Genomic DNA, 25,581 nt, shown 5'->3' on the forward strand with positions numbered 1-25,581 from the left:
GATTCTATCGACAATGGTGCGACAGGGCCGGCCATCACAAAGCCGGGAGCAAGGAGATATAACAGAGCCGGGTACACAGGGCAGAGGCTGGATGCAAGCCCGCCATGTGCATCACCGGCGTTTTCACTACAGCGGGTCAGTTCATAAAGAGCCTATGACCCAGCCACGTTCTTCCCGGCCAGTATCATCGAGAATACTGGCGCTCATCGTCTCCGCTGCGCTGTTCATGGAGTTGATGGACGGAACCATTCTGGCCACAGCCCTGCCTCAGATGGCGCAGAGTTTTGACGTTGCCCCCCTCCAGATGAGCGTGGCGCTGACGGCTTATCTGCTCAGCCTGGCAGTGTTCATCCCGGCATCGGGCTGGATGGCGGACCGCTTCGGCAGTCGGCGGGTTTTCATGGGGGCCATTGCGTTGTTCGTAACCGGGTCGATGGTCTGTGGCATGGCAGAGGGCCTCCCGGAAATGGTCATCGCCCGGCTGGTGCAGGGTGCGGGCGGGGCCATGATGGTGCCGGTGGGACGGCTGCTGCTGCTGCGGAACGTGCCACGCCATGAACTGGTCTCCGCTATTGCGTGGATGACCATTCCAGCCACATTGGGGCCTATTCTGGGGCCACCTGTTGGCGGGTTTTTTACGACATGGCTGTCATGGCGCTGGATTTTCTACATCAATTTGCCGATCGGATTGATTGGCATGGGTCTTGCGGCACGGTTCGTTCCCAATGTGACTGAGACAGAGCTTCGTCCGCTTGATTTCAAGGGACTTTTGCTTTCAGGAACTGCCCTGGCCTGTCTGTTATGGGCCATGGAAACGCTCGGCAGAGGCCCGTCAGGCACAGATGCAAAGGCTCTGTCCAGCGCCGCTATTCTTACCCTGATCGGACTGGGCAGCGGGTGGCTGTATCTGCGGCATAGCCGGACCATCCCTCATCCGATCCTCAACCCGATGCTGATGCGCATTCGTACCTTCCGACTATCAGTATTGGGAGGGGCGTGCAGTCGGGTGGTGGCAGGAGCCATGCCGTTCCTGCTGCCCATGACGATGCAGCTCGGCATGGGTATGAGTGCCGCCGAAAGCGGTTCCGTGACATTTATCGGTGCAGCAGGATCATTGCTGGTCAGGCCATGGGCCGCCAGAATTTTACGCCGTTTCGGTTTCCGGCGCGTGATGATCTGGAATGGTGCCCTGTCCAGTACGGCCGTGTTGCTCTGTGCGACATTTCAGCCATCCTGGCCGCATGGATGGTTTTTCCTGGTTCTGGCTCCGGCCGGGCTGTTTCAGGCGCTTCAGTTCATTGCTTACAATACCATCGCCTATGCCGATGTCCCGCGTGAGCAGATGAGCGAGGCCACCAGCTTCTACACGACGTTTCAGCAGATGACGCTGTCGGCTGGTATCTGTATTGCCGGTATCTCCGTCAGCCTCTCCATGCTGGCAGGGCAACGTGCGCAGCCTGATATGACCGATTTTGCAACCGGCTTCGTTACCATCGCCGCTATTTCGGCGCTGGCCATTCTCTGCGCATCCCGTCTCAACAGCACGGATGGGCAAGATCTGAGTAAAAAAGCCTGACCTTGCCCGATTCGTTTCAGATTTTTCTGATCAGCTTCAACAATTCGGCCACATGTTCGGGCGGTGTCTGCGGCACAATGCCATGGCCGAGATTGAAGATATGCGGATGTCCCGCCATGGCCTGACGAATCGAGGATACTTCACGCGCCATGGCCTCTCCGCCCGCAAGTAAAGCGAGGGGATCGAGATTACCTTGCAGCGCCGTTTCGGAAGGCACCATTTTACGCGCCATGATCGGATCCACAGAAGTATCCATTCCGACCGCATTCACGCCGGTTTCTGAAGCATAATTCTGTAGCAATGTGCCAGCGAGTCTTGGAAAGCCGATCACGGGCACGGATGGATGACGCGCTTTCAGTGCCGCAGTGATCTGGCAGGCCGGCGTAGTCACCCAACGGGCAAAACTGAGCGGAGACAGTAAACCGGCCCAGCTGTCGAACAGCATCAGCACTTCCGCCCCTGCCTCTACCTGTGCTGACAGATAAGTGATGGTTGCTTCTGTCAGACGGGCGATCAGACGGTCGAAAGCCTCAGGATTTGTGTAGGCGAAATGTCGGGTGCGGGGGAATTCCTTGGCGCCCCCTCCATCCACCATGTAGCAGGAGACGGTAAACGGAGCACCGGCAAACCCGATCAGGGTCGTTTCAGGATGATGATGCTGAAGCTGTTCCCGCACCCGTGTGACGGTTTCCACAATCGGGGCAATCCGCGGGATGAGCTGGCTGAAATCCAGCCGGTCAATGTCGGCTTCCTCCAGCTTCGGCAGTACGGGGCCTTCGCCCTCGGCAAAATGCAGCCCGTATCCTAAAGCCCATGGCAACATCAAAATGTCGCTGAACAGAATAGCTGCATCCATTCCGAAACGGCGAATAGGTTGCAAGGTTACTTCGGCTGCCCATTCGGGATGGGTGGCAAGACCGAGGAAACTGCCTGCTTTTGCTCTGACCTCCCGATATTCAGGCAGGTACCGGCCGGCCTGACGCATCAGCCAGACGGGAGGAACAGGCAGTGCTTCACCATGGAGCACACGCAGGATCGGTTTGTTCATAAGACCTGCTTAAAAAGGATAAAGAAGAAAAGGAAAAGGGAGAGGAGTAGATAGAACCCTGTGGATAACGTGGTACCCGGAATCCAGATTTTACTACGTACTTTATCCACACTGAAAGATGCGGCTAAGTATCTGACAGATAAAGTGAAATAGCATTTATCCAGAAAACTTTTCACATGGGTGTACGATTCATGCCCAGTACCCGTGATTCGTGAGCTTGTCCCCTTGTTTCGGTACGCGTGGTTTGCGACCTTGGCGGAAAGAGGGGTTATCCCCGGTACTACGGTAATTCACTACGGTCATTCAGTGCCGCACCTTCCAGAGTCAGCAGGTTGCTGGAGGATGGGCGGAGACAGGGAAATGGATTCGGGTCATGACCACACATCGCATGAATCTGCATCTGGTCTCCGATGCCACCGGAGAAACGCTCAATTCCATCGCCCGGGCCACTGTCTCCCAGTTTGAGCATGCGCAGATCATCTATCATCGCTGGTCCCTGATCCGGACCCGTTTTCAGCTTCATCGTGTTCTGGAGGGGATCGAGGCTGAACCGGGCCCGGTCCTGTCAACGCTGATTGAGCCGGGATTGCGCAGTGAACTGGAGAATTTCTGTTCCCGGATCGGCATTGCGGTGGTGCATGTGCTGGACCCGGTTCTGTCCCTGTTGCAACACCATATCGGGGAACAGGCTATAGCCCGACCCGGTCGCCAATATGTCCTGGATGCCGATTATTTCCGCCGGATCGATGCCATGCATTTCGTGCTGGCTCATGATGATGGTCAGGCTCAGGTCGGGATCAATGAGGCCGATCTGTGCCTGGTCGGGGTATCACGCTCTTCTAAAACGCCGACTTCGTTTTATCTCGCCAATCGCGGGGTCAAGGCGGCCAATGTTCCGCTTGTTCCCGGCTTGCCGGAACCGCCCGGTCTGGAAGCGCCCACCGTACCCGTGATCGGCCTGACCATTGATCCGGAAGCCCTGATCGAAATTCGCCGCCATCGGCTCAAAATGATCGGTGGTCAGCCGAATGTGCAGCAGAATACCGCTTATGTTGATCTGGATTCCGTCAAGGCCGAACTGATCTGGGCGCGGCGTCTCTGCGCGCGCAAAGGCTGGCCGGTCATTGATGTCACCAGACGTTCGATCGAGGAAACGGCGGCCACCGTGCTGCAATTGGTGGAGGCATGGCATGAAAGGCGGCGGGCCTTGCCTCCCAGTGGTTAGCCGCGCCATAGCCGGATCCCTCATCGTCAGGACGGAGCCATGTCATGAAGCTGATTCTTGCCAGCGCCTCTTCTGCCCGGCGGGCCATGCTCGCACAGGCTGGAATTGATGCGGACAGCATCCCGGCTGCGGTTGATGAAGATATGGTGAAGCAATCCATGCGGGCTGAAGGCGCTTCCGCTGCGGAGACGGCGACAGCTCTGGCCGATCTGAAGGCTGAGCGGATTTCGCGGCGCTATCCGGATTCTGTGGTCATCGGGTCCGATCAGTTGCTGGTCTGTGAAGGTGTATGGTTCGACAAGGCCCCTGATCTGGAAAGTGCTCGGACCCGGTTGCGGGATTTTCGGGGCAGGGCGCATCACCTTGTTACCTCGGTGGTCTGTGCGAAAGGGGGCAGCCGTATCTGGCATCATGTCGAGACGCCCTGCCTGCATATGCGCCGCTTCAGCGAGGATTTCCTGAACTGGTATCTGGCGCAGGAGGGGGAGGCGCTGCTGGGCAGTGTCGGCTGCTATCGGCTGGAAGGGCCGGGTATCCAGCTGTTCGACCGTATCGAGGGCGATTATTTCTCCATCCTCGGCATGCCCTTGCTGCCCTTGCTGAGCTTTCTGCGGCAGCATCAGGCTTTGACAGCATAGGAGGAAACCAGGGAGACCCTCAGGGTTTCCCTTGTCAAGAAAACGGCTGTGAGGAATACAGCCGTTCATGACCGACAGTATCACCGATCTCCAGAGCGATCAGCGCCCCGACCGTTCCTATGACTTCGCTGCCGCCGAACAGCGCTGGCAGTTGGCCTGGACTGAACGGGCCTGCTTTACCGTTCCTGATGTGCCCGATCCGGGCGCCAGAACCTATTACGTCCTTGAAATGTTTCCGTATCCCAGTGGGCAGATCCATATGGGGCACGTGCGTAATTATACGCTGGGGGATGTGGTGGCACGTTACAAGCGTGCCCAGGGCTATCAGGTGCTGCATCCCATGGGATGGGATGCGTTCGGATTGCCGGCCGAGAATGCGGCGCGGGAACGGGGTGTGCATCCGGGGCAATGGACCTGGAACAATATCGCCGCCATGCGCGGTGAATTGCAGCGTATGGGCCTGTCCATCACCTGGGAACGTGAATTCGCTACCTGCGATCCATCTTACTACGGACATCAGCAGGCTCTGTTCCTCGATTTCCTGAAGAAAAATCTGGTGGAGCGCCGGGAGAGCTGGGTCAACTGGGATCCGGTTGATGAAACCGTGCTGGCCAATGAACAGGTCATTGATGGCAAAGGCTGGCGTTCCGGCGCGACGGTAGAGCGGAAGAAACTGTCACAGTGGTTCCTGCGGATCACCGACTATGCTGAAGAATTGCTGGCAGGGCTGGATCAGCTCGATCGTTGGCCCGAGCGTGTCAGGGTCATGCAGTCGCGCTGGATCGGTCGCAGTGAGGGGGCGAGGCTCCGTTTTCCATTGGTCGAAGCGCTGGGCGATCAGCGTGAGATCGAAGTTTATACCACACGGCCCGACACGCTGTATGGCATGTCATTCGTGGCTATTGCTGCGGATCATCCTGTTGCGGCCGCACTGGCGGCGCATAACCCTGCTTTGGCTGCTTTTATTGCTGAATGTCGCTCCCTCGGTACCAGCGAGGCCGCTATTGAAGCCGCCGAGAAACGCGGTTTCGATACCGGGCTGCGGGTGAAGCATCCTTTCCATGAGGAGACTTTCCCGGTCTGGATCGCCAATTTCGTGCTGATGGATTACGGCACTGGCGCGGTGTTCGGTTGCCCGGCGCATGACCAGCGTGATCTGGATTTTGCCCGCAAATATGATCTGTCGGTCACGCCGGTGGTTTTGCCATCTGGTCAGGACGCCGCCAGCTTCACGATCGGCAAAAAGGCGTATGACGGGGATGGGGTTCTTTTCAACTCCGGGCCTTTCAATGGTTTAACCCCGGATGCGGCCAGACGGGAAGTCATTACCCGGCTGGAAGCGATGGGGTGGGGGCAGGGCGTCACTAACTGGCGCCTGCGGGATTGGGGGATCAGCCGACAGCGTTACTGGGGCTGCCCCATTCCCATTATTCATTGCGATCATTGCGGTCCGGTTCCGGTGCCTGCCGATCAGTTGCCTGTCACTCTGCCGGAAGATGTGACGTTTGACCGTCCCGGCAACCCGCTGGATCATCATCCGAGCTGGAAGCATGTGACCTGTCCCTCCTGCGGTGCGGCAGCCGTGCGGGAGACCGATACTTTCGATACCTTTGTCGACAGCTCCTGGTATTTCGCACGGTTTGCCAGCCCTCATGCCAATGTGCCTGTCCTGAAGGAAGCGGCGCAAAGCTGGCTGCCGGTTGATCAGTATATCGGCGGGATTGAGCATGCCATCCTGCATCTGCTTTATGCCCGGTTCTTTACCAGGGCCATGGCCGATACCGGCCATGTATCAGTCAGGGAACCGTTTGCCGGGCTGTTCACGCAGGGCATGGTCACGCATGAAAGCTATCGCGCGGCTGACGGGCGCTGGCTTTCGCCAGCCGAAGTTACCCGTCATGGCGAGATGGTGGTCGAGACCGCAACCGGGGAGCCGGTTCAGGTCGGTCGCGGCGAGAAAATGTCCAAATCCAAGCGCAATACCGTGGCACCGGGAGAAATCTTCGACCGCTATGGAGCCGATGCGGCGCGCTGGTTCATTCTCTCTGACAACCCGCCTGAGCGGGATATGGAGTGGACTGATGCCGGGGCTGTTGGTGCGTACCGATTTGTCCAGCGCCTCTATCGTCTGGCCGAAGCGGTTGCGCGCACCGCAAAGGGGGAAACCAATCGGGACGATGCCTCGTCCGATGCGGCGATGACGTTACGGCGTATGACGCACCGTACAGTGGCTGCTGTGACAGAGGCACTGGAAGGGTTCAACTTCAACGTTGCTGTGGCGCGGGTTTATGAATTCGCCAATGCTTTGACCGAAGCAGAAAAGAAGGCCGCCGAGCCGGGAATGACAGCGGCCCGGGTTGAGGCCATCACCCTGCTGTCACGGATCATCGCACCGATGATGCCGCATCTGGCAGAGGAAATGGCCGCACTGATCGAACAGGAGCCGAAGCTGGTTGCCGAGCAGGCCTGGCCATCCGCTGATCCTGCGCTGCTGGTGGTGCAGTCGGTCACCATTGCGGTTCAGGTCATGGGTAAATTGCGCGCCACCATGGACATTTCCCCCGGTGCTGATCAGGACAGTGTCATTGCGCAGGCCGAAGCTGATCCGAATGTGGTGCGGGCGCTGGAAGGAAAGCGCGTGGTCAAGCGCATCTATGTTCCCAACCGCATCGTCAATTTCGTCATTGCCGGATAGGGTTCACAGGGTTGGGTAGCGGTCCGTCTGCGCGGTTGGCCGCAAAGAGGGAAAAGCTTTGATCCATAGGTCTGTCTGACGTGAACAGACAGGCCCGTGGGATGGGGAAAAGACCATGGACCTGAAACGCCGCACGCTGTTGTCGCTGGGTGGGTTGCTGCTTCTGCCTGGTTGTGGATGGCATGCCGTCTATGCACCGGGAAAGGATGGTGCCCTTACCCCTGTTCAGGAGCAGCTCAGAGCTATTTCAGTGGCGCTGATCAGTGATCATAACGGTGTGCTGCTTCGTCAGGCATTGCAGAATCACTTTGACTATACTGGCGGCAGCAAACTTCCCCGCTATGAACTGACGGTTTTTTATACCGTCAATAACGAGAGTGCCGGGATCATGCCCGATAACTCAACCACCCGGCTCAGAATGCAGGGGATCGCCAACTGGACACTGACGGCTGACGATCTGAAAAAAACGGTTCTGGCCAAAGGGCGTGCTTACACGCTTGATGGTATTGATCTGTCGAATGGTCAGTTCTTTGCCATGGATATCAATTCGGAAACAGTTCTACGCCGTATGGCGGAGGAGCTTGCCAACCAGATTACGCTTGATCTTGCCCAGTATTTTGAAAAGAAACTGGCAGATGAAGCAACAAAGCCAGTTGCTTCAGACAGCAAAGGCTGAGATTAAGCCTGCATGAAATTCGATGCGCGTCAGGCGGAAGCGTTTTTGCGTCAGCCTGATCAGGCTGTGCGGGCTGTGCTGCTTTACGGGGATGATCATGGCCTGGTCCGTGAGCGGGGGACTATCCTGACACGGCTTGTGGCAGGGCAGATTGATGATCCTTTTCGTGTTATTGAACTGGCGGCAGAACAGGCGGCTGATCTTCCCAATGAAATGGCGGGTCTGTCCCTGACGGGTGGGCGTCGTGTCATCAGGATCAGGGAAGCGGCTGACATTTTTGCCGCTCCCCTGCAGGCCGGTCTGGAGGGGCGGGGGGAAGCGCTGGTCATTCTGGAAGCAGGTGCATTGACGCCGCGCTCCAAGCTTCGTGTGCTGGTCGAGAAAATGGCCAGTGCAGCCTCTATTGCCTGCTATCCGGATGAAGGCAGAAGCCTGTCCCAGACCATTCAGGACTCTCTGGCCCGTGATCGCGTGTCCATCGAGGCTGATGCACTGAAATGGCTCTGCGATCATCTGGGGGCTGATCGTGCCCTGACTCGGCGTGAAATCGACAAGCTAGCCCTGTATGTCGGCCAGGACGGAACCGCGACCATAGAGGCAGCACAGGCCTGTATTGGCGACCTCGCCGGATTGTCACTGGAAGATGCGCTGTATGCGTCTGTGATCGGTGATATTTCTGGTGCTGAACGAGCCCTGTCTCTGGCTCTGGCGGAGGGTACGACCTCCATTGCCGTGATCAGAATGGCGCTTCAGCATATGCAGCGGCTTCGCAAGCTGCGTGCGGTGATGCAGGAAAACGGAACAAGCGCCGCTGAGGCTGTCAGGCAGGCAAAGCCTCCGGTTTTCTTCAAACGTGTACCCACCTTTACGAAGGCTCTGACGCTCTGGCGGGATGAGATGCTGGCCGTGATCTGCGACATGCTCTGGCAGGCTGAGAAAGCCTGCAAGCAGAGCGGCGCCCCTGATGAGATTATCTGTCGTCAGGCAGTGATGAGTATCGCCCTGCGGGCCCGTCAGGCTGCTGCCAGAGGGGTTTAAAGAGGGGTTTAAAGAGGGGCTTAACGGGTCAGCAGGGTGATCAGGCCATCCAATTGATCAAGTGACTTGTAACGGATGCGGATATCCCCGCTCTGGCCATCATAGGTGACGGTGACTTTCAGCCCCAGATGATTGCTGAGGTCGCGTTCCAGAACAGCAATTTCGGGATCACGACGGGCGGCTCTTTCCTGCGCCGTGACAGGGGGAGAGTTTTTGCGTGCAGCCAGTTGCTCTGTCTGTCGTACATTAAGGCCTTTTGCCAGCACCGTCAGCATGGCCATTGCCGGATCGGCATGCGACAGCAAGGCTCTGGCATGGCCTGCGCTGAGAGCACCTTTTTTGACTTCCTGCAGGACCGGGGAGGGTAAATTAAGCAGCCGAAGTGTATTGGCGATATGACTGCGGGATTTGCCGACCGCATCGCCCAGCTTTTCCTGTGTCAGGCCGAATTCCTCGGACAGGCGGCGATAGCCTTCTGCTTCCTCAACCGCATTGAGATCCTGCCTTTGCAAGTTCTCAACCAGGGCCGCGGCCATGGCATCGCTGTCGGACAAAGCGCGCACCAGCACCGGCACCTCATGCAGCCCGGCTGCCTGAGCGGCCCGCCAGCGGCGCTCACCGGCGATGATCTGGTAGCGCCCCGCAAGATCAGGATCGGGTCTGGCCAGCAGCGGTTGCAGGATGCCTCTGGCGCGAACGGATTCTGTCAGTTCGGCCAAGGCGCCCGGTTCAATGTTTATCCTCGGCTGAAAGGGGCTGGGGGCCAGCAGCTCCACCGCCATCATGACGATATCCGGATGACGGCGTTCCCCATCCTGTGTCGGCAGCTCATCGCCCAACAAGGCTGCCAATCCACGGCCCAGCCGCGCCTGCGGGGATTTTGTCATACCGCTTTCGTCCCAGCCTTGCGTTCACGCTTCAGTAATTCGTCCGCCAGCTGAACATAAGCCTGCGCGCCGGAGGATTTGCTGTCGTAGAGCAGCACCGGCTTGCCATGGCTCGGTGCTTCAGAAAGGCGGATATTGCGTGGAATCACAGTGTCATAGACTTTGGCACCGAAAAATCCTCTTGCATCCGCCGCGACCAGTTCTGACAGGTTATTACGCCGATCGAACATCGTCAGTACAATCCCTTCCAGCTCCAGTGCCGGATTGAGCGCCCGCCGGACAGCCTGAACCGTACGATTGAGCTGGGTGACGCCCTCCAGAGCGAAGAACTCGCATTGCAGGGGCACCAGCACCGAATCTGCTGCGACAAGCGCATTCAGTGTGAGCAGACCAAGGCTGGGCGGGCAGTCAATCAGCACGTGATCGAAAGAAAGCTCAGAGGTTTGGTCTGTATTTTTTAGGGCATCCAGCGCATCTCTCAATCGGTATTCACGGCGATTCTGGGAGACCAGCTCTACTTCGGTTCCGGCCAGATCAGATTCCGCTACAATCAGGAACAGGTTGGGGACAATACTTTTGCGTATGACATCCGCCGCCTTGTGGCTATCCATCAGCACGGCATAGGAACCATGGCCACGCTGGTTGCGGGGGATGCCGAGACCGGTGGATGCATTGCCCTGAGAATCAAGGTCGATCAACAGTACCCGTTCACCGGTTTCAGCCAGTGCGGTGGCCAGATTGATCGCCGTCGTGGTTTTGCCGACCCCACCTTTCTGGTTGGCAATGGCAAGAATTTTCGGGCGTGTTTTGCTGTTGGTTATCACCGGGGAGGAAGGAATCTCTGTTGATTCGGAGACCTGCCCGGAGGGTTTTTTTAATGCCCGAAAGGGGCTTTTCTGTTTCTCAGACACGAGAAATTTCGTCTATCCGTAAAATGGAAGCATCGGGATTAGTGTGGCTTGGGCTCAGTTGTACGCGCATGTGCCACTCTGTCGCGGCCTCGGTCAATTCTTGTTCTGCTGTTTTTCCTTTCATGAAAATGGCAACGCCGTTTTTGTTCAGCAAGCGTGAGGCATAACCAAGCAGCACATTCAGTGGCGCAAGCGCACGGGCGGTCAGAACCGGGGCGGGAGCAATGTCACATTGTTCGATCCGGCAGGCATGGACGGTGACATTGGAATCTGTGGCTCTGGCGGCTTCGCGCAGAAAAGCCGCCTTGCGCTGGTCTGCTTCCACCAGATGCGTTTCCCGGCCAGTGGCAATAGCCAGAACCAGCCCGGGCAATCCACCGCCGGAGCCAATATCGATCAGAGGCCCAGACAGTGGTTCCAGCAGGGGTAGAAGCTGGAGCGAGTCTGTGATGTGACGATCCCGGATATGCTCCACATCATTCCGGCTGACCAGATTAACGGTGCGGGTCCAGCGTGTCAGCAACGATTCATACAGGTCAAGTTTTTCCTGTGTTTCACGTGAAACACCCGATCCGATCGGGAGGATAGTATGGATGATCTGACAGTTGATAAGGGGATGTTTCACGTGAAACACTGCTTGCGACGAACGAAATGGCTGATAGCGGCGAGGGCAGCCGGGGTCATGCCTTCCATCCGGGAGGCTGCTCCCAAGGAAGCAGGGCGAAGGGATTGCAGCTTGTCCCGAATTTCAGCGGATAAACCACCAATAGCGCTGTAATCGATATGATCGCTCAGTAAAATCGTATCCTCCTGTTGCAGGACGCGCCGCTCTTTATCCTGTCGGGACAGGTAGCCGGAATAAGATCCTTCTATTTCCAGTTGTTCCCGCACGCGTGAATCAAGATCGTGCAGCCAGGGAAAGGCCTGATACAATTTCTGATCCTGTGCAGGATCAGAGCCGATCAGAGAGAGAAGGGAGCGGCGGCGGCCATCCTGTCGTACGGTAATTCCCACCTGCTGCAACTGCGCCGGTGTCAGTGTGTCCTGAGAAGCCAGCGTCAAGGCATCGTTCATGGCCTGATCGTAGGCCGCAAACGCTTTCCATCGTTCGGCACCGACACAGCCGGCTTCCCGTCCCCAACGGGTCAGGCGGCGATCAGCATTATCGGCCCGGAGTGTGAGGCGGAATTCTGATCGTGACGTGAACATACGATAAGGTTCAGTGACACCATGCGTGGTGAGATCGTCGATCAGAACACCGATATAGGCCTGAGACCGGTCGAGCATAACGCTGTCCAGTCCCTGAGCTTTCCGGGCTGCGTTCAGCCCGGCCATCAGCCCTTGCGCACCGGCCTCTTCATAACCGGTCGTGCCATTGATCTGCCCGGCCAGAAACAGCCCCGGTAACTCCTTCAGTTCCAGAGAGGGACGCAGGGAGCGAGGATCAACGAAATCATACTCCACCGCATAACCGGGCCTGATAATCACAGCATTATGCAGACCCGGCATGGAATGAAGCAGGGCTTCCTGTATCTCGGCTGGCAGGCTGGTAGAGATGCCGTTTGGATAGACGGTAAAATCATCCAGCCCCTCCGGTTCCAGAAACACCTGGTGGCGGGTCTTGTCGGGAAAGCGGACGACCTTGTCCTCAATGGAAGGGCAATAGCGAGGCCCTTTGCCACTCAGCATGCCGCCATAGACCGCGGATCGGTGCAGATTGTCGCGAATGATCTGATGGGTATCCGCTGTGGTCTCCGAGATGCGGCAGGATATCTGTGGCAGATCAATGTGATGGTTCAGGGTACTGAACGGAGTCGGCGGATTTTCTCCACGATCTTCCGGGAGATCCTCCCACGCGATGCTGCGGCGGTCGATACGGGGCGGTGTGCCGGTTTTGAGCCGACCCAGACGGAGATTAAGTGCATCCAGCCGCTTTGCCAGACCGATAGACGGTGCTTCCCCCACACGTCCGGCCTCGGATCGCTGTTCACCACAATGGATCACGCCCCGCAGAAAGGTACCGGTTGTCAAAACCACGGCAGAGGCAGGCAGATGCCGCCCATCCTGCAGAATGACACCCTGCACGGTCTGTTGTGTGCCGGAACTGGTGATCAGATCCTCAACCGATCCTTCAATGATGGACAGATTGGGAGTGTTATGAAGAATATCCTGAACGGCTTTTCTATACAGCTTCCGATCCGCCTGGGCGCGAGGCCCGCGTACGGCTGGTCCCTTGCTGCGGTTCAGCATTTTGAAATGAATGCAGGCCTGGTCGATGGCGCGTCCCATGATTCCATCCAGCGCGTCGATTTCCCGCACCAGATGCCCCTTGCCTATACCGCCAATGGCAGGATTGCAGGACATTTCACCAATCGTTGATGCCTGATGCGTGACCAGAGCCGTCATGGCACCGGTACGCGCGGCCGCTGCGGCTGCTTCGCAGCCTGCATGTCCGCCTCCGACCACGATCACATCGTAGGCTGTCAGGGCAGGATGGTCAGAGGTATTCATAAGATATCTATCCTGTCGGGCACGCTACAAAAGGTGGACACTACTTTCCTATACAAAAACTGGAAAAGACGTGGTCCAGAATTTGCTCGACCCCGATCTGTCCGGTGATCCGGCCAACAGCCTGACGGGCCAGCCTGATCTCTTCGGCGCGTAATTCTTCCAGCCGGGCGCATTCGGCATCATCCAGATGCTGGATCGCATCCTGCAGGGCAGCGCGATGGCGCGCCCGTGTCAAAGGTGCTCCGGTAGCGTGGGATGTCAGTGCCCGTGCTTCTGCTTCCAGCATGGTTTTCAGCCTCTGCATTCCATCCCCTGTCAGTGTGCTGACCAACACAATGTCTGGTGATAAAGGGAGCCTATGGGGAAGATCGGATTTCGTACCGATCATCAAGGATCGTGCCTCTGACGATCCTGGCCATTGATCAGCCGATAAATCAGACTCTGTTGCTGTTGAGATATCGACGGTTCTTAGAACGAGATCGGCACTTTCTGCGCGGGCCAGAGCACGACGGATTCCCTCAGCCTCGATACTGTCGGCGTTGTCCCGCAATCCGGCTGTGTCGATCAGTGTCACCGGAACGCCTGCCAGAATCAGACGAACTTCGATCGTATCCCGCGTTGTGCCGGGCTGGGAGGAGACAATGGCGGCGTCCCGCCTCGCCAGACTGTTCAGCAGGCTGGATTTTCCGGCGTTCGGCTTGCCGAGAATGGTAAAAATCAGCCCTTCACGCAGTTTTTCCGCTTTTGCGCTTTCGCTGAGTGCCTGAGCCATTTCCTGGCGGAGCAGGCACAGGTCACTGCGTAATGTCGCATCCACTTCAGCCGGTAAATCCTCGTCCGGAAAGTCGATCAGCGTTTCCTGCCAGGCCAGCAATTTTGTCAGCGTTGCGGTCCATGCTTCCAACTGACGGCTCAGGCCACCATCCAGTTGCTGCAGGGCTTGATGACGCTGGGCGCTGGTTTCTGCGTCGATCAGATCAGCAACGGCCTCCGCTTCAGTCAGATCCAGCTTGCCATTGAGGAAGGCGCGACGGGTAAATTCACCCGCTTCTGCCGGCCTCAATCCAAGATCGACCAGCGCGTCAGCCATCCCTTCAATCACGGCATTGCCGCCATGAAGATGCAGTTCGGCACAGTCTTCGCCGGTGAAGCTGCCGGGACCAGCAGACCAGATGACGATGCCCTGATCCAGTATTTCCCCACTCCGGTTTCTCAGTTTCCGCAGGCTGCTCCTCCGTTGCGGGGGCAGGGTTCCGCATAGATGAGTCACTGTATTCTGTGTTGCGGGACCACTGATCCGTATCACTGCGATGGCAGCGCGGCCTGCACCGGAGGCCAGCGCAAAAATCGTCTCCTGACTCATTGGGGAGCCGTTTCGGCAGGCAGCATAAGCTCAGCTATTCGCTCTCCCTGGCTGACATGGCGCATCAGGATCTGATCAACATCCTCGGTGGAGGAAATAGTGTACCAGATACCTTCCGGATAGATGACCAGACAGGGCCCCTGTTCACAGCGATCAAGGCATCCGGCTGTGTTGATACGCAGGCTCGGCATTGTGAATCCTGCCAGGCTCATCTCCTTTGCTCTGGCCTTCATATAATCCCGCAGTTTTTCAGATCCTTTTGCAGCGCAGGAGCCACGTGGATGATCGTCCGGGCGACGGTTGCAACAAACGAACAGATGGATATCGAAGTAAAGCGGTGGATCGGTTTCCATCCTGTGGCCTGTCATTCCAGCGGTCACAGATTGATCACTCATCGGAAACACCTTTTGTCAGCCATGGAGCAGCAAAGGGTATGACGGTTCTGACGAATTCTATAAAGCCGCTTGCGTACGAATATCAGTGTGCCAATCTTGCTGTTGTAACGGCACTTGATGCATTCGCGCCTGTATGGTGTTTCACGTGAAACACCCGATCCAAACCTGCCATAGACGATCCGCCTTGCAAGCCTTGTGACAGTATATGGGATGACGATGACCGTCGCACCAAACCGTAACCATCTCTCTGATGCGCTTTCGCCCTATCTGTTGCAGCATGCGGATAATCCTGTTCACTGGTTACCCTGGGGTAAACAAGCCCTGGAATGCGCCCGAAAAACGGATAGGCCCATTCTGCTGTCCATTGGCTATGCGGCCTGTCACTGGTGTCATGTCATGGCGCATGAAAGTTTCGAAGATCAGGCAACCGCCGATGAGATGAATAACGCTTTCATCTGTATCAAGGTCGATCGGGAGGAACGTCCGGATATTGACCATATCTATATGTCGGCGCTGCACGCGATGGGACAGCAGGGCGGCTGGCCATTGACCATGTTTCTAACCCCGGAGGGCCAACCTTTCTGGGGAGGCACGTATTTCCCGCCGGAGCCTCGTTTTGGCAGACCTTCATTCCGGCAGGTACTCGCGGCCATCAGGGATGCATGGGCCAGTAGAAAATCCGCGATTGAACAGAATCTCGGACAATTGACGCGCGCCATGAATCGCCTGTCGGAAACGGCAGCCGGGCCGGAGGTCGATCTATTATTGCTGAATGCGGTTGATGCAGCTCTTCTGCGCAACCTGGACCCGGAGAAAGGCGGTTTCACAGGGGCTCCCAAATTCCCGAATGCTCCGGTGTTCCGATTTTTCTGGCAGGAATTCCATCGCACCGGTCGCCCTGAACTGTCCGATGCTGTGCACGGGGTTCTGCGCCATATGGCGCGCGGCGGCATATACGATCATCTGGGTGGTGGCTTTGCCCGCTATTCGACCGATGCTGAGTGGCTGGTGCCGCATTTCGAGAAAATGGCTTATGATAACGGGCAGATTCTGGAGCTGCTGTCTTTGGGATATGCGCAGAATCCCACGCCGCTTTATGCGCGCTGTATCGAGGAAACGGTTGGGTGGCTGATCAGGGACATGTCTGTTCCGGTTGAAGGGATTGGCACTGCTTTCGCGGCTTCCGAGGATGCGGATAGTGAGGGCGAGGAAGGCCGATTCTATATATGGCGTGAGAATGAAATAGATGCCCTGCTGGGAGAGGCCGCAACCGGTTTCAATCAGGCCTTTGATGTCACCCCGGAAGGCAACTGGGAGGGCCATACGATTCTGCGTCGCCTTGCCATGTCGCCGGAGGCTGATGCTGAAAACTGGACACAGGAGCGCAGAATTCTGTTCCAGGCACGGGAAAACCGTCCTCGCCCCGGTCGTGATGACAAGGTGCTGGCCGACTGGAACGGGCTGGTCATCGTCGGACTGGTCAGGGCTGCCATTGCGCTGAACCGTGCAGAATGGTTGTCTGTGGCAGAAAGCACCTATGACGCGGTCAGGGCTGCACTGGCGTCGGATGATGGACGGATTGCACATGCATGGCGTCTGGGCCGGATCACTGCGGCCGGATTGCTGGATGATCAGGCCTCCATGATCCGCGCCGCCCTGTCCCTGTATGAGGCAACAGGGCAGGAGCGTTACCTGTCTGATGCTGTCACCATCGCCCAGTCTGCCCGATCCTTTTTCAGATCTGAAACCGGTGCGTTTTATACGACGGCCCATGATGCTGATGACGTTCCTCTGATCCGGCCCTGTACAGCGAGCGACAATGCCGTGCCATCCGGCAATGGCATGATGGCTGATGCCCTGGCCCGGCTTTATCATCTCACCGGCGAGCAGATATGGTATGAGGCTGCTTCCGGCCTGATCCGTGCCTTTACCGGACGGCCGCAAAGTCTGGCATCTTCACCCTATCTGTTGATGGCGGCAGATTTGCTGACGCGCGGAACGCTGGTCAGCATTCATGGGCAGGCTGACGATCCGCATCTTCAGTCCATGGTCAGGGATGTGCTGGCGCTTGGCGATCCCTCTGTGCTGGTGTGCCGCAAGCCGCTGCATGCTGCTCCTGACTGGCAGACAGATCATGTCGCTGAACCGTTCTTCGTGCTGGTCTGCAGACAGAATCTGTGCAGTGCACCGCTGACAACGCTGGAGGCGGTCAAAGCTGCCATCAGCGCCTCATGAATGACGTCATGCACGATACCGCGTATGAAAGGTCTGATCGGATGTAATCAGACTGAATGCTCCTGTCTTTCATCTCATTCTTTTACGAGACCGGACCTCCCATGCCGCAGCTTTCCCTTCATTCACCTCTGGGTGTTCTGACCATCACGGAAGATCAGGGCTATATTGTTTCCCTCGACTGGGGCGAAGCAATGGGCAGCCGTGATCGAACGCCCCTGTTGAAAAAAGCCGCAGAGCAGGTGCAGGCCTATTTTGATGGTGATCTGAAAAACTTCGATCTTCCGCTGATGCCGGAGGGTACCAGCTATCGCAGAAAGGTCTGGCAGGCTTTACAGGATATTCCTTATGGAAAAACAATGACATACGGAGCATTGGCTGCGAAAGTTGGGGGCTCGGCACGGTCGATTGGTCAGGCTAATCATTTCAACCCCATACCCATCATCATTCCCTGCCACCGGGTCATTGGCAGTAATGGCGCTCTTGGCGGATATAGCGGGCTGGATGGCGTGGAAACGAAGCGGTACCTTCTGTCGCTTGAGAATCCTGATCCGGATATGGTTCATGCGGCATCACCCTGTTTCCAGCTGTCATTACCCCGTTCCTGACAAGGATTTGTCATGACTAAAGCGATTCGTGTGCACGCTCATGGCGGTCCGGATGTTCTTTCATGGGAAGATGTGCCAACCCCCGTTCCAGGACCTGGAGAAGCTGTCATTCGTCATGCCGCGGTGGGGCTGAATTTCATTGATATTTATTTCCGCTCCGGTTTGTACAAAGCGCCCTCGCTTCCGACTGTTCTGGGAATGGAAGGGGCTGGCACCGTCATCGAAATCGGTGCAGGTGTGACGGATATTCAGGTTGGTGACCGGGTAGCCTATGCGACTGGCCCATTAGGCGCCTACGCGACAGAGCGCACGATCGCAGCCGACCGGCTGGTCAAGCTGCCCGACTCGATCAGTTGTCAGACAGCCGCCGCCATGATGCTTCAGGGGCTGACAGCGCAATATCTTCTACGGCGGACCTATCCGGTCAAATCCGGTGACACAATCCTGGTCTATGCTGCGGCAGGTGGAGTCGGGCTGATACTCTGCCAGTGGGCCGCTTATCTGGGGGCCTCGGTCATTGGTGTTGTTTCTACCGAGGAAAAAGCGGCTCTGGCGCGTGCTCATGGAGCCAGCCATGTGATCGTGTCTTCCAATGATCACCCCGCCGATATTGCAGGCGAGGTCCGCCGCCTCACCCATGGAGCAATGGTGCCGGTTGTATACGACAGCGTCGGCAAGGATACGTTTGATGCCAGTCTCGACTGTCTGACACCGCTTGGACTGATGGTCAGCTATGGCAATGCTTCCGGTCCGGTGGCACCATTCTCGTTGACCACCTTGTCCGCCAAGGGAAGCCTGTTTGTCACACGGCCCAGCCTGGCAACCTATACAGCAAAAAGGGCTGATTTGCTGGCTATGGCGCAGGATCTGTTCGACGTCGTCGCCGCGGGTCATGTCCATATCGAAATCAACCAGACCTATCCGCTACAGCATGCGGCAGAGGCCCAGCGCGCACTTGAGGAACGACGGACAACGGGAAGTACGATCCTGATCCCCTGAGACCTCAATAAATCTGCATTGAAAGGCCGATCAGAGATTGATTATTCTCCCGTTCGGCCATTACCCTTTCCGTCACAGTTGGTATCGTGTCATGATGCCGATGAAACTAACGGGGAGGCGTTGATGCCGACTGGCACCGTCAAATGGTTTAATGCGACCAAGGGTTATGGATTTATTCACCCGGATGGAGGCGGCGCAGACGTGTTCGTGCATATCTCCGCCGTCGAGAAGGCGGGCCTGTCCAAGCTGGATGATGGTCAGAAGCTCAGCTTCGATCTTGAAGCCGGTCGTCAGGGAAAGACCTCCGCGGTTAATCTGAAGCTCGCCTGACACGATTAACTCTTTCCATATCCGGCTGGTCAGGTCTCTTAACAGAGTGCCTGTCTGCCGGATGCGCCTTTATGATTCATCATTGGCAATGCCGGGTGACACGTCTTTTTTCTTATTGCCTGCTTTCTTGAGCCAGCCAGACCATTTCAACCATTGACCAGCCGTTGGTCTGTCTCCATTGAGGCATGACCAGCAGTTCCAACCATCGGCCACAGTAAAGCCAGAGACGGGAGAAACGCAATGAACCACGCCGATCTGATTGATAAGATCGCAAAGTCAACCGACCAGACCAAGGCCACGGTTGATGCCATCGTGTCCGCCGCAATTGAGACGATCAGTGCCACGCTGAAGGCTGGCGAGGAAGTCCGCATCAGCGGTCTCGGCATTTTCGATGTGTCCGAGCGCGCCGCCCGTCAGGGGCGTAATCCGCAGACTGGTGCGACGATTGAAATCGCCGCGACCCGTGCAGCCCGCTTCCGTGCCGGCAAGGCGTTGAAGGATGCCGTCAACGGCGCCACCGTCAAGGCAAAGGCCAAGAAGGCCTGATCCATCGCGCAATTTGCGTCTGATGGTGATGATCCTGTTTTAAGGCAGGATATCATAAGAAGCGAAAAGCAGGCTGCTCAATGGCAGTCTGCTTTTTATTGATCCAATCATTTTTGACTCCCAATCCGGTCGCCCGGATTTTTCAGGGAGCGGCTGGCAGGCCGGGAACGGTAAACCCGAAGGCCTGCATCAATAGCACCATATTCAGTCCCAGTACGATAGCGGCAGCGGCTGAGGCGATCCATTGCGTCACCCGGTGATTGACGAATGGCCCCATCAGCCCACGATGTCCGCTGAAATAGATCAGGGCAATCATGGGGGCGGGAAGCGCGATGCTGAGAATGACCTGACTGATCACCAGCGCATCGGTTGCGTTCACGCCGGCCAGAATCACGATAAAAGCAGGTACCATTGTAACCAGTCTGCGCAGCCAGATCGGAATGCGGGTATGCACAAAACCCTGCATAATCATCTGACCTGCCATCGTGCCGACAACGGATGACGAAATACCGGACGTAATCAGGGATATCAGGAATATAGCAGCTGCGCCGGCGCCCAGAAGTGGTGTCAGAGTATGATAGGCCTGTTCTATTTCAGCCACATCACTATGCCCGACATGGAAGGCCGAGGCGGCCATGATCACCATGGCCATATTCACCATCCCGGCAAGTGCCAGAGCAAGCATCACTTCGCGGTTGGAAAAACGAATCAGACGATGCCGGGATGCATCATTTGTGGCAGCAGCAGCCCGGTTCTGTGCCAGCCCGGAATGGAGATAAACTGCGTGAGGCATCACGGTTGCCCCCACAATCCCGGTGGCGATTGTCAGGGCTGTTGCATCTGGCAGACGTGGCGTGATGGTCGCCCAGGCGGCAGCAGTCCAATCCACAGGGGCAATGAACATTTCAGCCAGATAGCAGAGGCCGATCATCGCCACCAATGCCCCGATGACAAGCTCCATGGCCCGGTAACCCCGCTTTTCAAACAGCAGCAGGGCAGAGGTGATCATGGCCGTCGCCACCATCCCGATGATCAGAGGAAGCCTGAACAGCAGGGCCAACCCGATTGCCCCTCCCAGAAACTCGGCCAGATCGGTCGCCATCGCGGCGATTTCGCTGATGATCCATAGCGCGATCACCAATGGGCGGGAAAAATGGTCACGGCAGAGTTCCGGCAAATTCCGCCCGGTTGCGATGCCGAGTTTCGCGGAAAGAGCCTGAAAGAGCATGGCGATCAGATTGGCGGCTGCCACGACCCAGAGCAGCGCATAGCCATAGCGGGAGCCGGCCTGAATATTGGTCGCGAAATTGCCGGGATCAACATAGGCGATGGAGGCGATCACAGCCGGGCCGGCAAACAGAAAACCGGTTTTCCAGTCTCTGCTTTTGCCGGCGATTGCCTCAGCCAGTCGTAAGGAGGTGCGATCCGTTACGGTTGGACCGGGGGGTGGCGCACAGGTAGGAGTGATCTGAGTCATGAAATACTACGGTTCGTCGTGAGAAAAACCGGTGTCTGCCGGACCTGATCAAAAAGTGTAACCTGTGCTACAAAACGTCAAGAGATAAGGTGGAGCGAGGCAAAAGAGGACATGCTGCGGTGGATGCAGCTTGCGCAGAAAGGGGGGAGGGCGGACAATCAGACATGGCCCGCGACCATGTCACCGCGCGCCTCGACCCAACGGACGTGATGTATGAAAGAAGCCCCTTCCACCGTTTTTACGCCTGACTCCGGTGAGCCATCTGCGTCCTGCAACCGTGCGGTGGTCATCATGGAGAAGGTCAATCAATGGTATGGGCGCATGCAGGTGCTGCGTGATGTTTCCCTGTGTGTGGAGGAGGGAAGCTGTGTCGTGCTGTGCGGCCCATCAGGGTCGGGCAAGTCTTCGGCCCTGCGCTGCATCAGTCGTCTGGAAACTCATCAGACCGGCCGCATTGTGGTTGACGGTGTGGAGCTGACCGATGATCCCGCCTGTATCAGTCACATCCAGCGGGACGTGGCCATGATTTTTCAAAGCGTCAATCTGTTCCCCCATATGAGCGTATTGGAAAACTGCACACTGGCCCCCATCTGGTCGCGTGGCATGCGGCGGGAGGAGGCAGAGGCCAGTGCCGCCGAGGCACTGCGCCAGGTAGGGCTGCTGGACAGAGCGCATCAGCATCCCGCTGGTTTGAATGCCGGTGAGTTGCAGCGTGTCGCCATCGCCCGCGCCTTGTGTATGTCACCGCGTATCATGCTGTTCGATGAACCAACCGTGGCTCTGCCGCCGGAGATGAAGGGGCCTGTGCTGGAGGTCATGGAGAGTGTGGCGGAAAGCGATATCACCATGATCTGTGTCGCCAATGAACTTGAATATGCCCGCAAGGCGGCAGACCGCATTATTTTCATGGATCAGGGCAATATTCTGGCGGATGACGCGCCATCAGTGTTTTTTGAACGGACTTCTCCCCCTGAACTGAGGGCGTTTCTCGCAACCGTCTGAAATGTGTCTGGCAGGCCATCCCGCCTAAAAAAATTGGGCGGCACGATCGGGGAAGATCGTGCCGCCTCTGTTTTTCCTGCGGCACAGGTGGGGGGGGGGGGAAGCGCCGCAGTTAAACCCTGAACGTGCATTCTGCTGCAGGGTTCATCACTATATTGGTATGATCTGTTTATTTTTGATGGGTCTGGCTGAAAAAATCAGCGTCCTTCAAAAAATTCCTTTACCTTGGCAAAGAATCCTTCAGCTTCAGGACTTGCTTTGGTCGTGGAGGCTTCACGCTCGAATTCTTCCAGCAATTCCTGTTGCCGCTTGCTCAGATGTTGTGGCGTTTCCACATTCACCTGAATGTACATATCGCCTCGTGCCGGGCTGCGCAGGACGGAGAAGCCTTTTCCGCGCAGACGGAACTGCTCGCCGCTTTGCGTGCCGGCCGGAATTTTTACCTTGGCGCTGGTACCGTCGATCACGGGCACCTCGATCTCTCCACCCAGAGCCGCCTGCGTCATCCGCAGCGGAACCCGGCAGAAAATATTTGCACCTTCCCGCTGAAAAATCGGATGCGGCCGGATGGCGACATGGACGTACAGATCGCCGGGTGGCGCACCATTCGGGCCGGCTTCTCCCTCACCCGAGAGGCGGATGCGTGTGCCATCCTCGACTCCGGCGGGAATGGAGATTTGCAGCGTGCGTTCCTGAGAGACGGTTCCGGCACCCTGACAGACCCGGCACGGATTACGGATGACACGTCCCGCGCCGCCGCAAGTCGGGCAGGTGCGCTCCACCACGAAGAAACCCTGCTGCGCCCGAACCTTGCCGGCGCCCTGACAGGTCGGACAGGTATCGGCACTCTTATTTTTGTCTTCGCTGCCCGTACCGTGGCAGGCATCGCAGGTAACACGTGTGGGGACACGCAGCGTGGCCTTGGTGCCGTTGAATGCCTCCACCAGATCAATTTCAACCGCAGCGCGCAGGTCGGAACCTGTGCGAGGGGCGCCACCACGCCGCCCCATAAAGTCGCCAAACATCTGGTCGAAAATGTCGCCCAGACCGCCTTCATGGAAGCCGCCGAAACCGCCGCCACCTCCTCCACCGCCATTTTCAAAAGCAGCGTGACCGAAACGGTCATAGGCGGCCCGTTTCTGTTCGTCTTTCAGAACATCATAGGCTTCGCTGACTTCCTTGAATTTGGCCTCGGCTTCGTGATCACCCGGATTGCGGTCCGGGTGATACTGCATGGCGAGCTTGCGATAGGCTTTTTTCAGCTCATCGGCATTGGCGTCTCGAGCGACGCCAAGAGTGGCATAGTAATCCTGCTTGGCCATGGGTGTTTCTCAGCTAAGATCTTCTGTCCGCGGCAGAGCGGAAACCGTGCTCATGCAGCAGATGACAGGGCGAGGCAATCAAAAAGGCCGAACTACGAAGAAGGGGCACGCCCGTCAGGCGTGCCCCTGGTCGTGTAATCCCGGCCTTTCATCAAGACCGGGCCTGACACCAGGGGTCAGGAATGCTTCTTCGGATCAACTTCCTCGAAATCCGCATCCACGACTTTCTCGCCGTTCGGGCCGGCCTCGGCTTCACCGGCCGGAGAGTCTGACTGGGCCTTGTACATGGCCTCGCCAATCTTCATGGCAACCTGGCTGAGACGCTCGGTGGCCTGGGTCAGGGCAGCGAGGTCATCGCCTTCCAGTGCGGTGCGGGTCGCGCTGATGGCGCTTTCCGCCTCACCCTTATCAGCTTCGGCGATCTTGTCGCCCTGCTCCTTCAGGTTTTTCTCGACCTGATGGACCAGGCTTTCGGCCTGATTGCGGGCTTCAACCAGAGCGCGGCGCTGCTTGTCGGCTTCGGCATTGGCCTCGGCTTCCTGCACCATGCGCTGGATATCGGCATCGGACAGACCACCGGAGGCCTGAATCCGGATCTGCTGTTCCTTGCCGGTCGCCTTGTCCTTGGCGGAGACATTCACGATACCATTGGCGTCGATATCGAACGTCACCTCAATCTGCGGCACGCCACGCGGTGCGGGGGGAATGCCGGTCAGATCGAACTGGCCAAGAGACTTGTTATCCGCAGCCATCTCACGTTCGCCCTGATAGACCTTGATGGTCACGGCGGGCTGATTGTCTTCGGCGGTGGAGAACACCTGGCTCTTTTTGGTCGGGATCGTCGTATTGCGGTCGATCAGACGGGTGAACACGCCGCCGAGGGTTTCGATACCCAGGGAAAGCGGGGTCACATCCAGCAGCAAAACGTCCTTGACGTCCCCCTTCAGCACCGCGCCCTGTACGGCGGCACCGATGGCCACCACTTCGTCAGGGTTGACGTTGCGGGCCGGTTCCTTGCCGAAGAACTGTTTGACGGTCTCAATCACCTTCGGCATGCGGGTCATGCCGCCGACCAGGATCACGTCGCTGATTTCGCCTGCGGACACGCCGGCATCTTTCAGCGCCTTGCGGCAAGGTTCCAACGTGCGCTGGATCAGATCATCCACCAGGCTTTCCAGCTTGGCGCGGGACAGTTTCAGCACCAGATGCTTCGGTCCGGAAGCATCAGCGGTGATGAAGGGCAGGTTGATCTCGGTCTCCTTGGAGGAGGACAGCTCGATCTTCGCCTTTTCCGCGGCTTCCTTCAGACGCTGCAGGGCCAGTTTGTCCTTGCGCAGGTCGATACCCTGTTCGCGCTGGAACTCGGAGGCCAGATAGTCGATCACGCGGGCGTCGAAATCCTCACCGCCGAGGAAGGTGTCACCGTTGGTGGACTTCACCTCGAACACGCCATCGCCGATTTCGAGGATGGACACGTCAAAAGTCCCGCCACCAAGGTCATAGACCGCGATGGTGCCGGTATTCTTCTTGTCCATGCCGTAGGCGAGGGCGGCGGCAGTCGGCTCGTTGATGATGCGCAGGACTTCGAGACCGGCAATGCGGCCCGCATCCTTGGTGGCCTGACGCTGGCTGTCATTGAAGTAGGCCGGGACGGTGATGACCGCCTGCGTGACCGGCTCGCCGAGATAGGCTTCGGCGGTTTCCTTCATTTTCGACAGCACGAAAGCGCTGATCTGGCTCGGCGCATATTTCTCGCCACGGGCCTCGACCCATGCATCGCCGTTATCCCCGCGCACGATGGCGTAAGGCACCAGATCCTTGTCCTTGGCGACGGTCGGATCGTCATAACGGCGGCCGATCAGGCGTTTGACGGCGTATAATGTGTTGGAGGGGTTGGTGACGGCCTGCCGCTTGGCGGCCTGTCCGACCAGACGCTCCCCGCTATCGGTGAACGCGATCATGGAGGGGGTTGTACGTGCGCCCTCCGCGTTCTCCAGCACGCGCACATCCTTGCCTTCCATGATGGCAACGCAGGAATTGGTCGTGCCGAGGTCGATACCGATGACCTTGCTCATAAGTCTGCTCCTTTCCAGCGGATGCTG

General features: G+C 57.5%; 22 protein-coding genes. 12 read left to right on the forward strand and 10 right to left on the reverse strand.

What is annotated here, in order from left to right:
• Positions 1-154 precede the first annotated feature (154 nt).
• Positions 155-1,576: an MFS transporter gene (locus tag GbCGDNIH8_RS00005; protein WP_253736050.1), complete on the forward strand. Its 1,422-nt coding sequence runs from the start codon at positions 155-157 to the stop codon at positions 1,574-1,576.
• A 16-nt stretch (positions 1,577-1,592) separates the two neighbouring features.
• On the opposite strand, the gene hemE is transcribed toward GbCGDNIH8_RS00005, so the two are convergent.
• Positions 1,593-2,624: a uroporphyrinogen decarboxylase gene (gene hemE / locus GbCGDNIH8_RS00010; RefSeq protein WP_072571620.1), complete on the reverse strand. Its 1,032-nt coding sequence runs from the start codon at positions 2,622-2,624 to the stop codon at positions 1,593-1,595.
• Between the two features lie 373 nt (positions 2,625-2,997).
• On the opposite strand from hemE, the gene GbCGDNIH8_RS00015 reads away from it, so the two are divergent.
• The 5 genes from GbCGDNIH8_RS00015 to holA all read left to right on the forward strand — a co-directional run bounded on the left by GbCGDNIH8_RS00015 (position 2,998) and on the right by holA (position 8,896).
• Entirely contained in the window at positions 2,998-3,849 is an 852-nt protein-coding gene (locus GbCGDNIH8_RS00015) for a pyruvate, water dikinase regulatory protein (protein ID WP_072571621.1), read from the forward strand.
• Between the two features lie 44 nt (positions 3,850-3,893).
• A complete protein-coding gene (locus GbCGDNIH8_RS00020; protein ID WP_072571622.1) occupies positions 3,894-4,487 on the forward strand; it encodes a Maf family protein in 594 nt (197 codons plus the stop codon).
• A 67-nt stretch (positions 4,488-4,554) separates the two neighbouring features.
• Positions 4,555-7,182, forward strand: a complete 2,628-nt coding sequence (leuS, locus tag GbCGDNIH8_RS00025) for a leucine--tRNA ligase (protein ID WP_072571623.1) — start codon at positions 4,555-4,557, stop codon at positions 7,180-7,182.
• A 115-nt stretch (positions 7,183-7,297) separates the two neighbouring features.
• Complete coding sequence (gene lptE, locus GbCGDNIH8_RS00030; protein ID WP_072571624.1) at positions 7,298-7,858, forward strand: LPS assembly lipoprotein LptE; 561 nt, start codon at positions 7,298-7,300, stop codon at positions 7,856-7,858.
• A 12-nt stretch (positions 7,859-7,870) separates the two neighbouring features.
• The gene (gene holA, locus GbCGDNIH8_RS00035) at positions 7,871-8,896 is read left to right on the forward strand and encodes a DNA polymerase III subunit delta (RefSeq protein ID WP_072571625.1); all 1,026 of its coding nucleotides are present in this window, start codon (positions 7,871-7,873) and stop codon (positions 8,894-8,896) included.
• A gap of 20 nt (positions 8,897-8,916) precedes the next feature.
• Here holA and GbCGDNIH8_RS00040 read toward each other — a convergent pair whose 3' ends face one another.
• The 6 genes from GbCGDNIH8_RS00040 to GbCGDNIH8_RS00065 all read right to left on the reverse strand — a co-directional run bounded on the left by GbCGDNIH8_RS00040 (position 8,917) and on the right by GbCGDNIH8_RS00065 (position 14,963).
• Positions 8,917-9,783 carry a ParB/RepB/Spo0J family partition protein gene (locus tag GbCGDNIH8_RS00040; protein WP_072571626.1) on the reverse strand — a complete coding sequence of 289 codons (867 nt, stop codon included), beginning with the start codon at positions 9,781-9,783 and terminating at the stop codon, positions 8,917-8,919.
• Complete coding sequence (locus GbCGDNIH8_RS00045; RefSeq protein WP_301335566.1) at positions 9,780-10,607, reverse strand: ParA family protein; 828 nt, start codon at positions 10,605-10,607, stop codon at positions 9,780-9,782. Before GbCGDNIH8_RS00045 ends, GbCGDNIH8_RS00040 begins: the two co-directional genes overlap by 4 nt.
• A gap of 79 nt (positions 10,608-10,686) precedes the next feature.
• Positions 10,687-11,328: a 16S rRNA (guanine(527)-N(7))-methyltransferase RsmG gene (rsmG, locus tag GbCGDNIH8_RS00050; protein WP_172822858.1), complete on the reverse strand. Its 642-nt coding sequence runs from the start codon at positions 11,326-11,328 to the stop codon at positions 10,687-10,689.
• A complete protein-coding gene (mnmG, locus tag GbCGDNIH8_RS00055; RefSeq protein ID WP_172822859.1) occupies positions 11,316-13,205 on the reverse strand; it encodes a tRNA uridine-5-carboxymethylaminomethyl(34) synthesis enzyme MnmG in 1,890 nt (629 codons plus the stop codon). Before mnmG ends, rsmG begins: the two co-directional genes overlap by 13 nt.
• Positions 13,206-13,245: 40 nt before the next feature.
• On the reverse strand, positions 13,246-14,568 hold the full coding sequence (gene mnmE / locus GbCGDNIH8_RS00060) for a tRNA uridine-5-carboxymethylaminomethyl(34) synthesis GTPase MnmE (protein ID WP_072571627.1): 1,323 nt from the start codon (positions 14,566-14,568) through the stop codon (positions 13,246-13,248).
• A complete protein-coding gene (locus GbCGDNIH8_RS00065; protein ID WP_253736051.1) occupies positions 14,565-14,963 on the reverse strand; it encodes a (2Fe-2S) ferredoxin domain-containing protein in 399 nt (132 codons plus the stop codon). The genes mnmE and GbCGDNIH8_RS00065 overlap by 4 nt, the downstream gene beginning before the upstream one ends.
• A gap of 216 nt (positions 14,964-15,179) precedes the next feature.
• Between GbCGDNIH8_RS00065 and GbCGDNIH8_RS00070 the strand changes: the two genes are divergently transcribed.
• The 5 genes from GbCGDNIH8_RS00070 (at position 15,180) to GbCGDNIH8_RS00090 (ending at position 19,678) form a co-directional block, all read left to right on the forward strand.
• On the forward strand, positions 15,180-17,198 hold the full coding sequence (locus GbCGDNIH8_RS00070) for a thioredoxin domain-containing protein (RefSeq protein ID WP_072573454.1): 2,019 nt from the start codon (positions 15,180-15,182) through the stop codon (positions 17,196-17,198).
• Positions 17,199-17,299: 101 nt separating this feature from the next.
• Positions 17,300-17,803, forward strand: a complete 504-nt coding sequence (locus GbCGDNIH8_RS00075) for a methylated-DNA--[protein]-cysteine S-methyltransferase (RefSeq protein WP_172822860.1) — start codon at positions 17,300-17,302, stop codon at positions 17,801-17,803.
• Positions 17,804-17,815: 12 nt separating this feature from the next.
• The gene (locus tag GbCGDNIH8_RS00080) at positions 17,816-18,802 is read left to right on the forward strand and encodes a quinone oxidoreductase family protein (RefSeq protein WP_072571630.1); all 987 of its coding nucleotides are present in this window, start codon (positions 17,816-17,818) and stop codon (positions 18,800-18,802) included.
• A gap of 123 nt (positions 18,803-18,925) precedes the next feature.
• Positions 18,926-19,132: a cold-shock protein gene (locus tag GbCGDNIH8_RS00085; RefSeq protein ID WP_025285611.1), complete on the forward strand. Its 207-nt coding sequence runs from the start codon at positions 18,926-18,928 to the stop codon at positions 19,130-19,132.
• Between the two features lie 240 nt (positions 19,133-19,372).
• The gene (locus GbCGDNIH8_RS00090) at positions 19,373-19,678 is read left to right on the forward strand and encodes an HU family DNA-binding protein (protein ID WP_072571631.1); all 306 of its coding nucleotides are present in this window, start codon (positions 19,373-19,375) and stop codon (positions 19,676-19,678) included.
• A gap of 142 nt (positions 19,679-19,820) precedes the next feature.
• Here GbCGDNIH8_RS00090 and GbCGDNIH8_RS00095 read toward each other — a convergent pair whose 3' ends face one another.
• Positions 19,821-21,155, reverse strand: coding sequence for an Nramp family divalent metal transporter (locus GbCGDNIH8_RS00095; RefSeq protein ID WP_072571632.1), 1,335 nt, complete (start codon positions 21,153-21,155; stop codon positions 19,821-19,823).
• Positions 21,156-21,368: 213 nt separating this feature from the next.
• On the opposite strand from GbCGDNIH8_RS00095, the gene GbCGDNIH8_RS00100 reads away from it, so the two are divergent.
• Positions 21,369-22,157: an amino acid ABC transporter ATP-binding protein gene (locus GbCGDNIH8_RS00100; protein ID WP_072571633.1), complete on the forward strand. Its 789-nt coding sequence runs from the start codon at positions 21,369-21,371 to the stop codon at positions 22,155-22,157.
• A 197-nt stretch (positions 22,158-22,354) separates the two neighbouring features.
• Here the strand turns inward: GbCGDNIH8_RS00100 and dnaJ are convergent, their stop codons facing one another.
• A complete protein-coding gene (gene dnaJ / locus GbCGDNIH8_RS00105) occupies positions 22,355-23,479 on the reverse strand; it encodes a molecular chaperone DnaJ (protein ID WP_072571634.1) in 1,125 nt (374 codons plus the stop codon).
• Between the two features lie 176 nt (positions 23,480-23,655).
• Positions 23,656-25,554, reverse strand: coding sequence for a molecular chaperone DnaK (dnaK, locus tag GbCGDNIH8_RS00110; protein ID WP_072571635.1), 1,899 nt, complete (start codon positions 25,552-25,554; stop codon positions 23,656-23,658).
• Positions 25,555-25,581: the final 27 nt, after the last annotated feature.

Source organism: Granulibacter bethesdensis, from assembly GCF_001889545.1.
Classification (GTDB): domain Bacteria; phylum Pseudomonadota; class Alphaproteobacteria; order Acetobacterales; family Acetobacteraceae; genus Granulibacter; species Granulibacter bethesdensis_B.

Bases quoted from the DNA above. Each gene is read 5' to 3' on its own strand.
- GbCGDNIH8_RS00005 (WP_253736050.1), top strand. From the start codon at position 155: ATGACCCAGCCACGTTCTTCCCGGCCAGTATCATCGAGAATACTGGCG.
- hemE (WP_072571620.1), bottom strand. From the start codon at position 2,624: ATGAACAAACCGATCCTGCGTGTGCTCCATGGTGAAGCACTGCCTGTT.
- GbCGDNIH8_RS00015 (WP_072571621.1), top strand. From the start codon at position 2,998: ATGACCACACATCGCATGAATCTGCATCTGGTCTCCGATGCCACCGGA.
- GbCGDNIH8_RS00020 (WP_072571622.1), top strand. From the start codon at position 3,894: ATGAAGCTGATTCTTGCCAGCGCCTCTTCTGCCCGGCGGGCCATGCTC.
- leuS (WP_072571623.1), top strand. From the start codon at position 4,555: ATGACCGACAGTATCACCGATCTCCAGAGCGATCAGCGCCCCGACCGT.
- lptE (WP_072571624.1), top strand. From the start codon at position 7,298: ATGGACCTGAAACGCCGCACGCTGTTGTCGCTGGGTGGGTTGCTGCTT.
- holA (WP_072571625.1), top strand. From the start codon at position 7,871: ATGAAATTCGATGCGCGTCAGGCGGAAGCGTTTTTGCGTCAGCCTGAT.
- GbCGDNIH8_RS00040 (WP_072571626.1), bottom strand. From the start codon at position 9,783: ATGACAAAATCCCCGCAGGCGCGGCTGGGCCGTGGATTGGCAGCCTTG.
- mnmG (WP_172822859.1), bottom strand. From the start codon at position 13,205: ATGAATACCTCTGACCATCCTGCCCTGACAGCCTACGATGTGATCGTG.
- mnmE (WP_072571627.1), bottom strand. From the start codon at position 14,568: ATGAGTCAGGAGACGATTTTTGCGCTGGCCTCCGGTGCAGGCCGCGCT.
- GbCGDNIH8_RS00065 (WP_253736051.1), bottom strand. From the start codon at position 14,963: ATGAGTGATCAATCTGTGACCGCTGGAATGACAGGCCACAGGATGGAA.
- GbCGDNIH8_RS00070 (WP_072573454.1), top strand. From the start codon at position 15,180: ATGACCGTCGCACCAAACCGTAACCATCTCTCTGATGCGCTTTCGCCC.
- GbCGDNIH8_RS00075 (WP_172822860.1), top strand. From the start codon at position 17,300: ATGCCGCAGCTTTCCCTTCATTCACCTCTGGGTGTTCTGACCATCACG.
- GbCGDNIH8_RS00080 (WP_072571630.1), top strand. From the start codon at position 17,816: ATGACTAAAGCGATTCGTGTGCACGCTCATGGCGGTCCGGATGTTCTT.
- GbCGDNIH8_RS00085 (WP_025285611.1), top strand. From the start codon at position 18,926: ATGCCGACTGGCACCGTCAAATGGTTTAATGCGACCAAGGGTTATGGA.
- GbCGDNIH8_RS00090 (WP_072571631.1), top strand. From the start codon at position 19,373: ATGAACCACGCCGATCTGATTGATAAGATCGCAAAGTCAACCGACCAG.
- GbCGDNIH8_RS00095 (WP_072571632.1), bottom strand. From the start codon at position 21,155: ATGACTCAGATCACTCCTACCTGTGCGCCACCCCCCGGTCCAACCGTA.
- GbCGDNIH8_RS00100 (WP_072571633.1), top strand. From the start codon at position 21,369: ATGAAAGAAGCCCCTTCCACCGTTTTTACGCCTGACTCCGGTGAGCCA.
- dnaJ (WP_072571634.1), bottom strand. From the start codon at position 23,479: ATGGCCAAGCAGGATTACTATGCCACTCTTGGCGTCGCTCGAGACGCC.
- dnaK (WP_072571635.1), bottom strand. From the start codon at position 25,554: ATGAGCAAGGTCATCGGTATCGACCTCGGCACGACCAATTCCTGCGTT.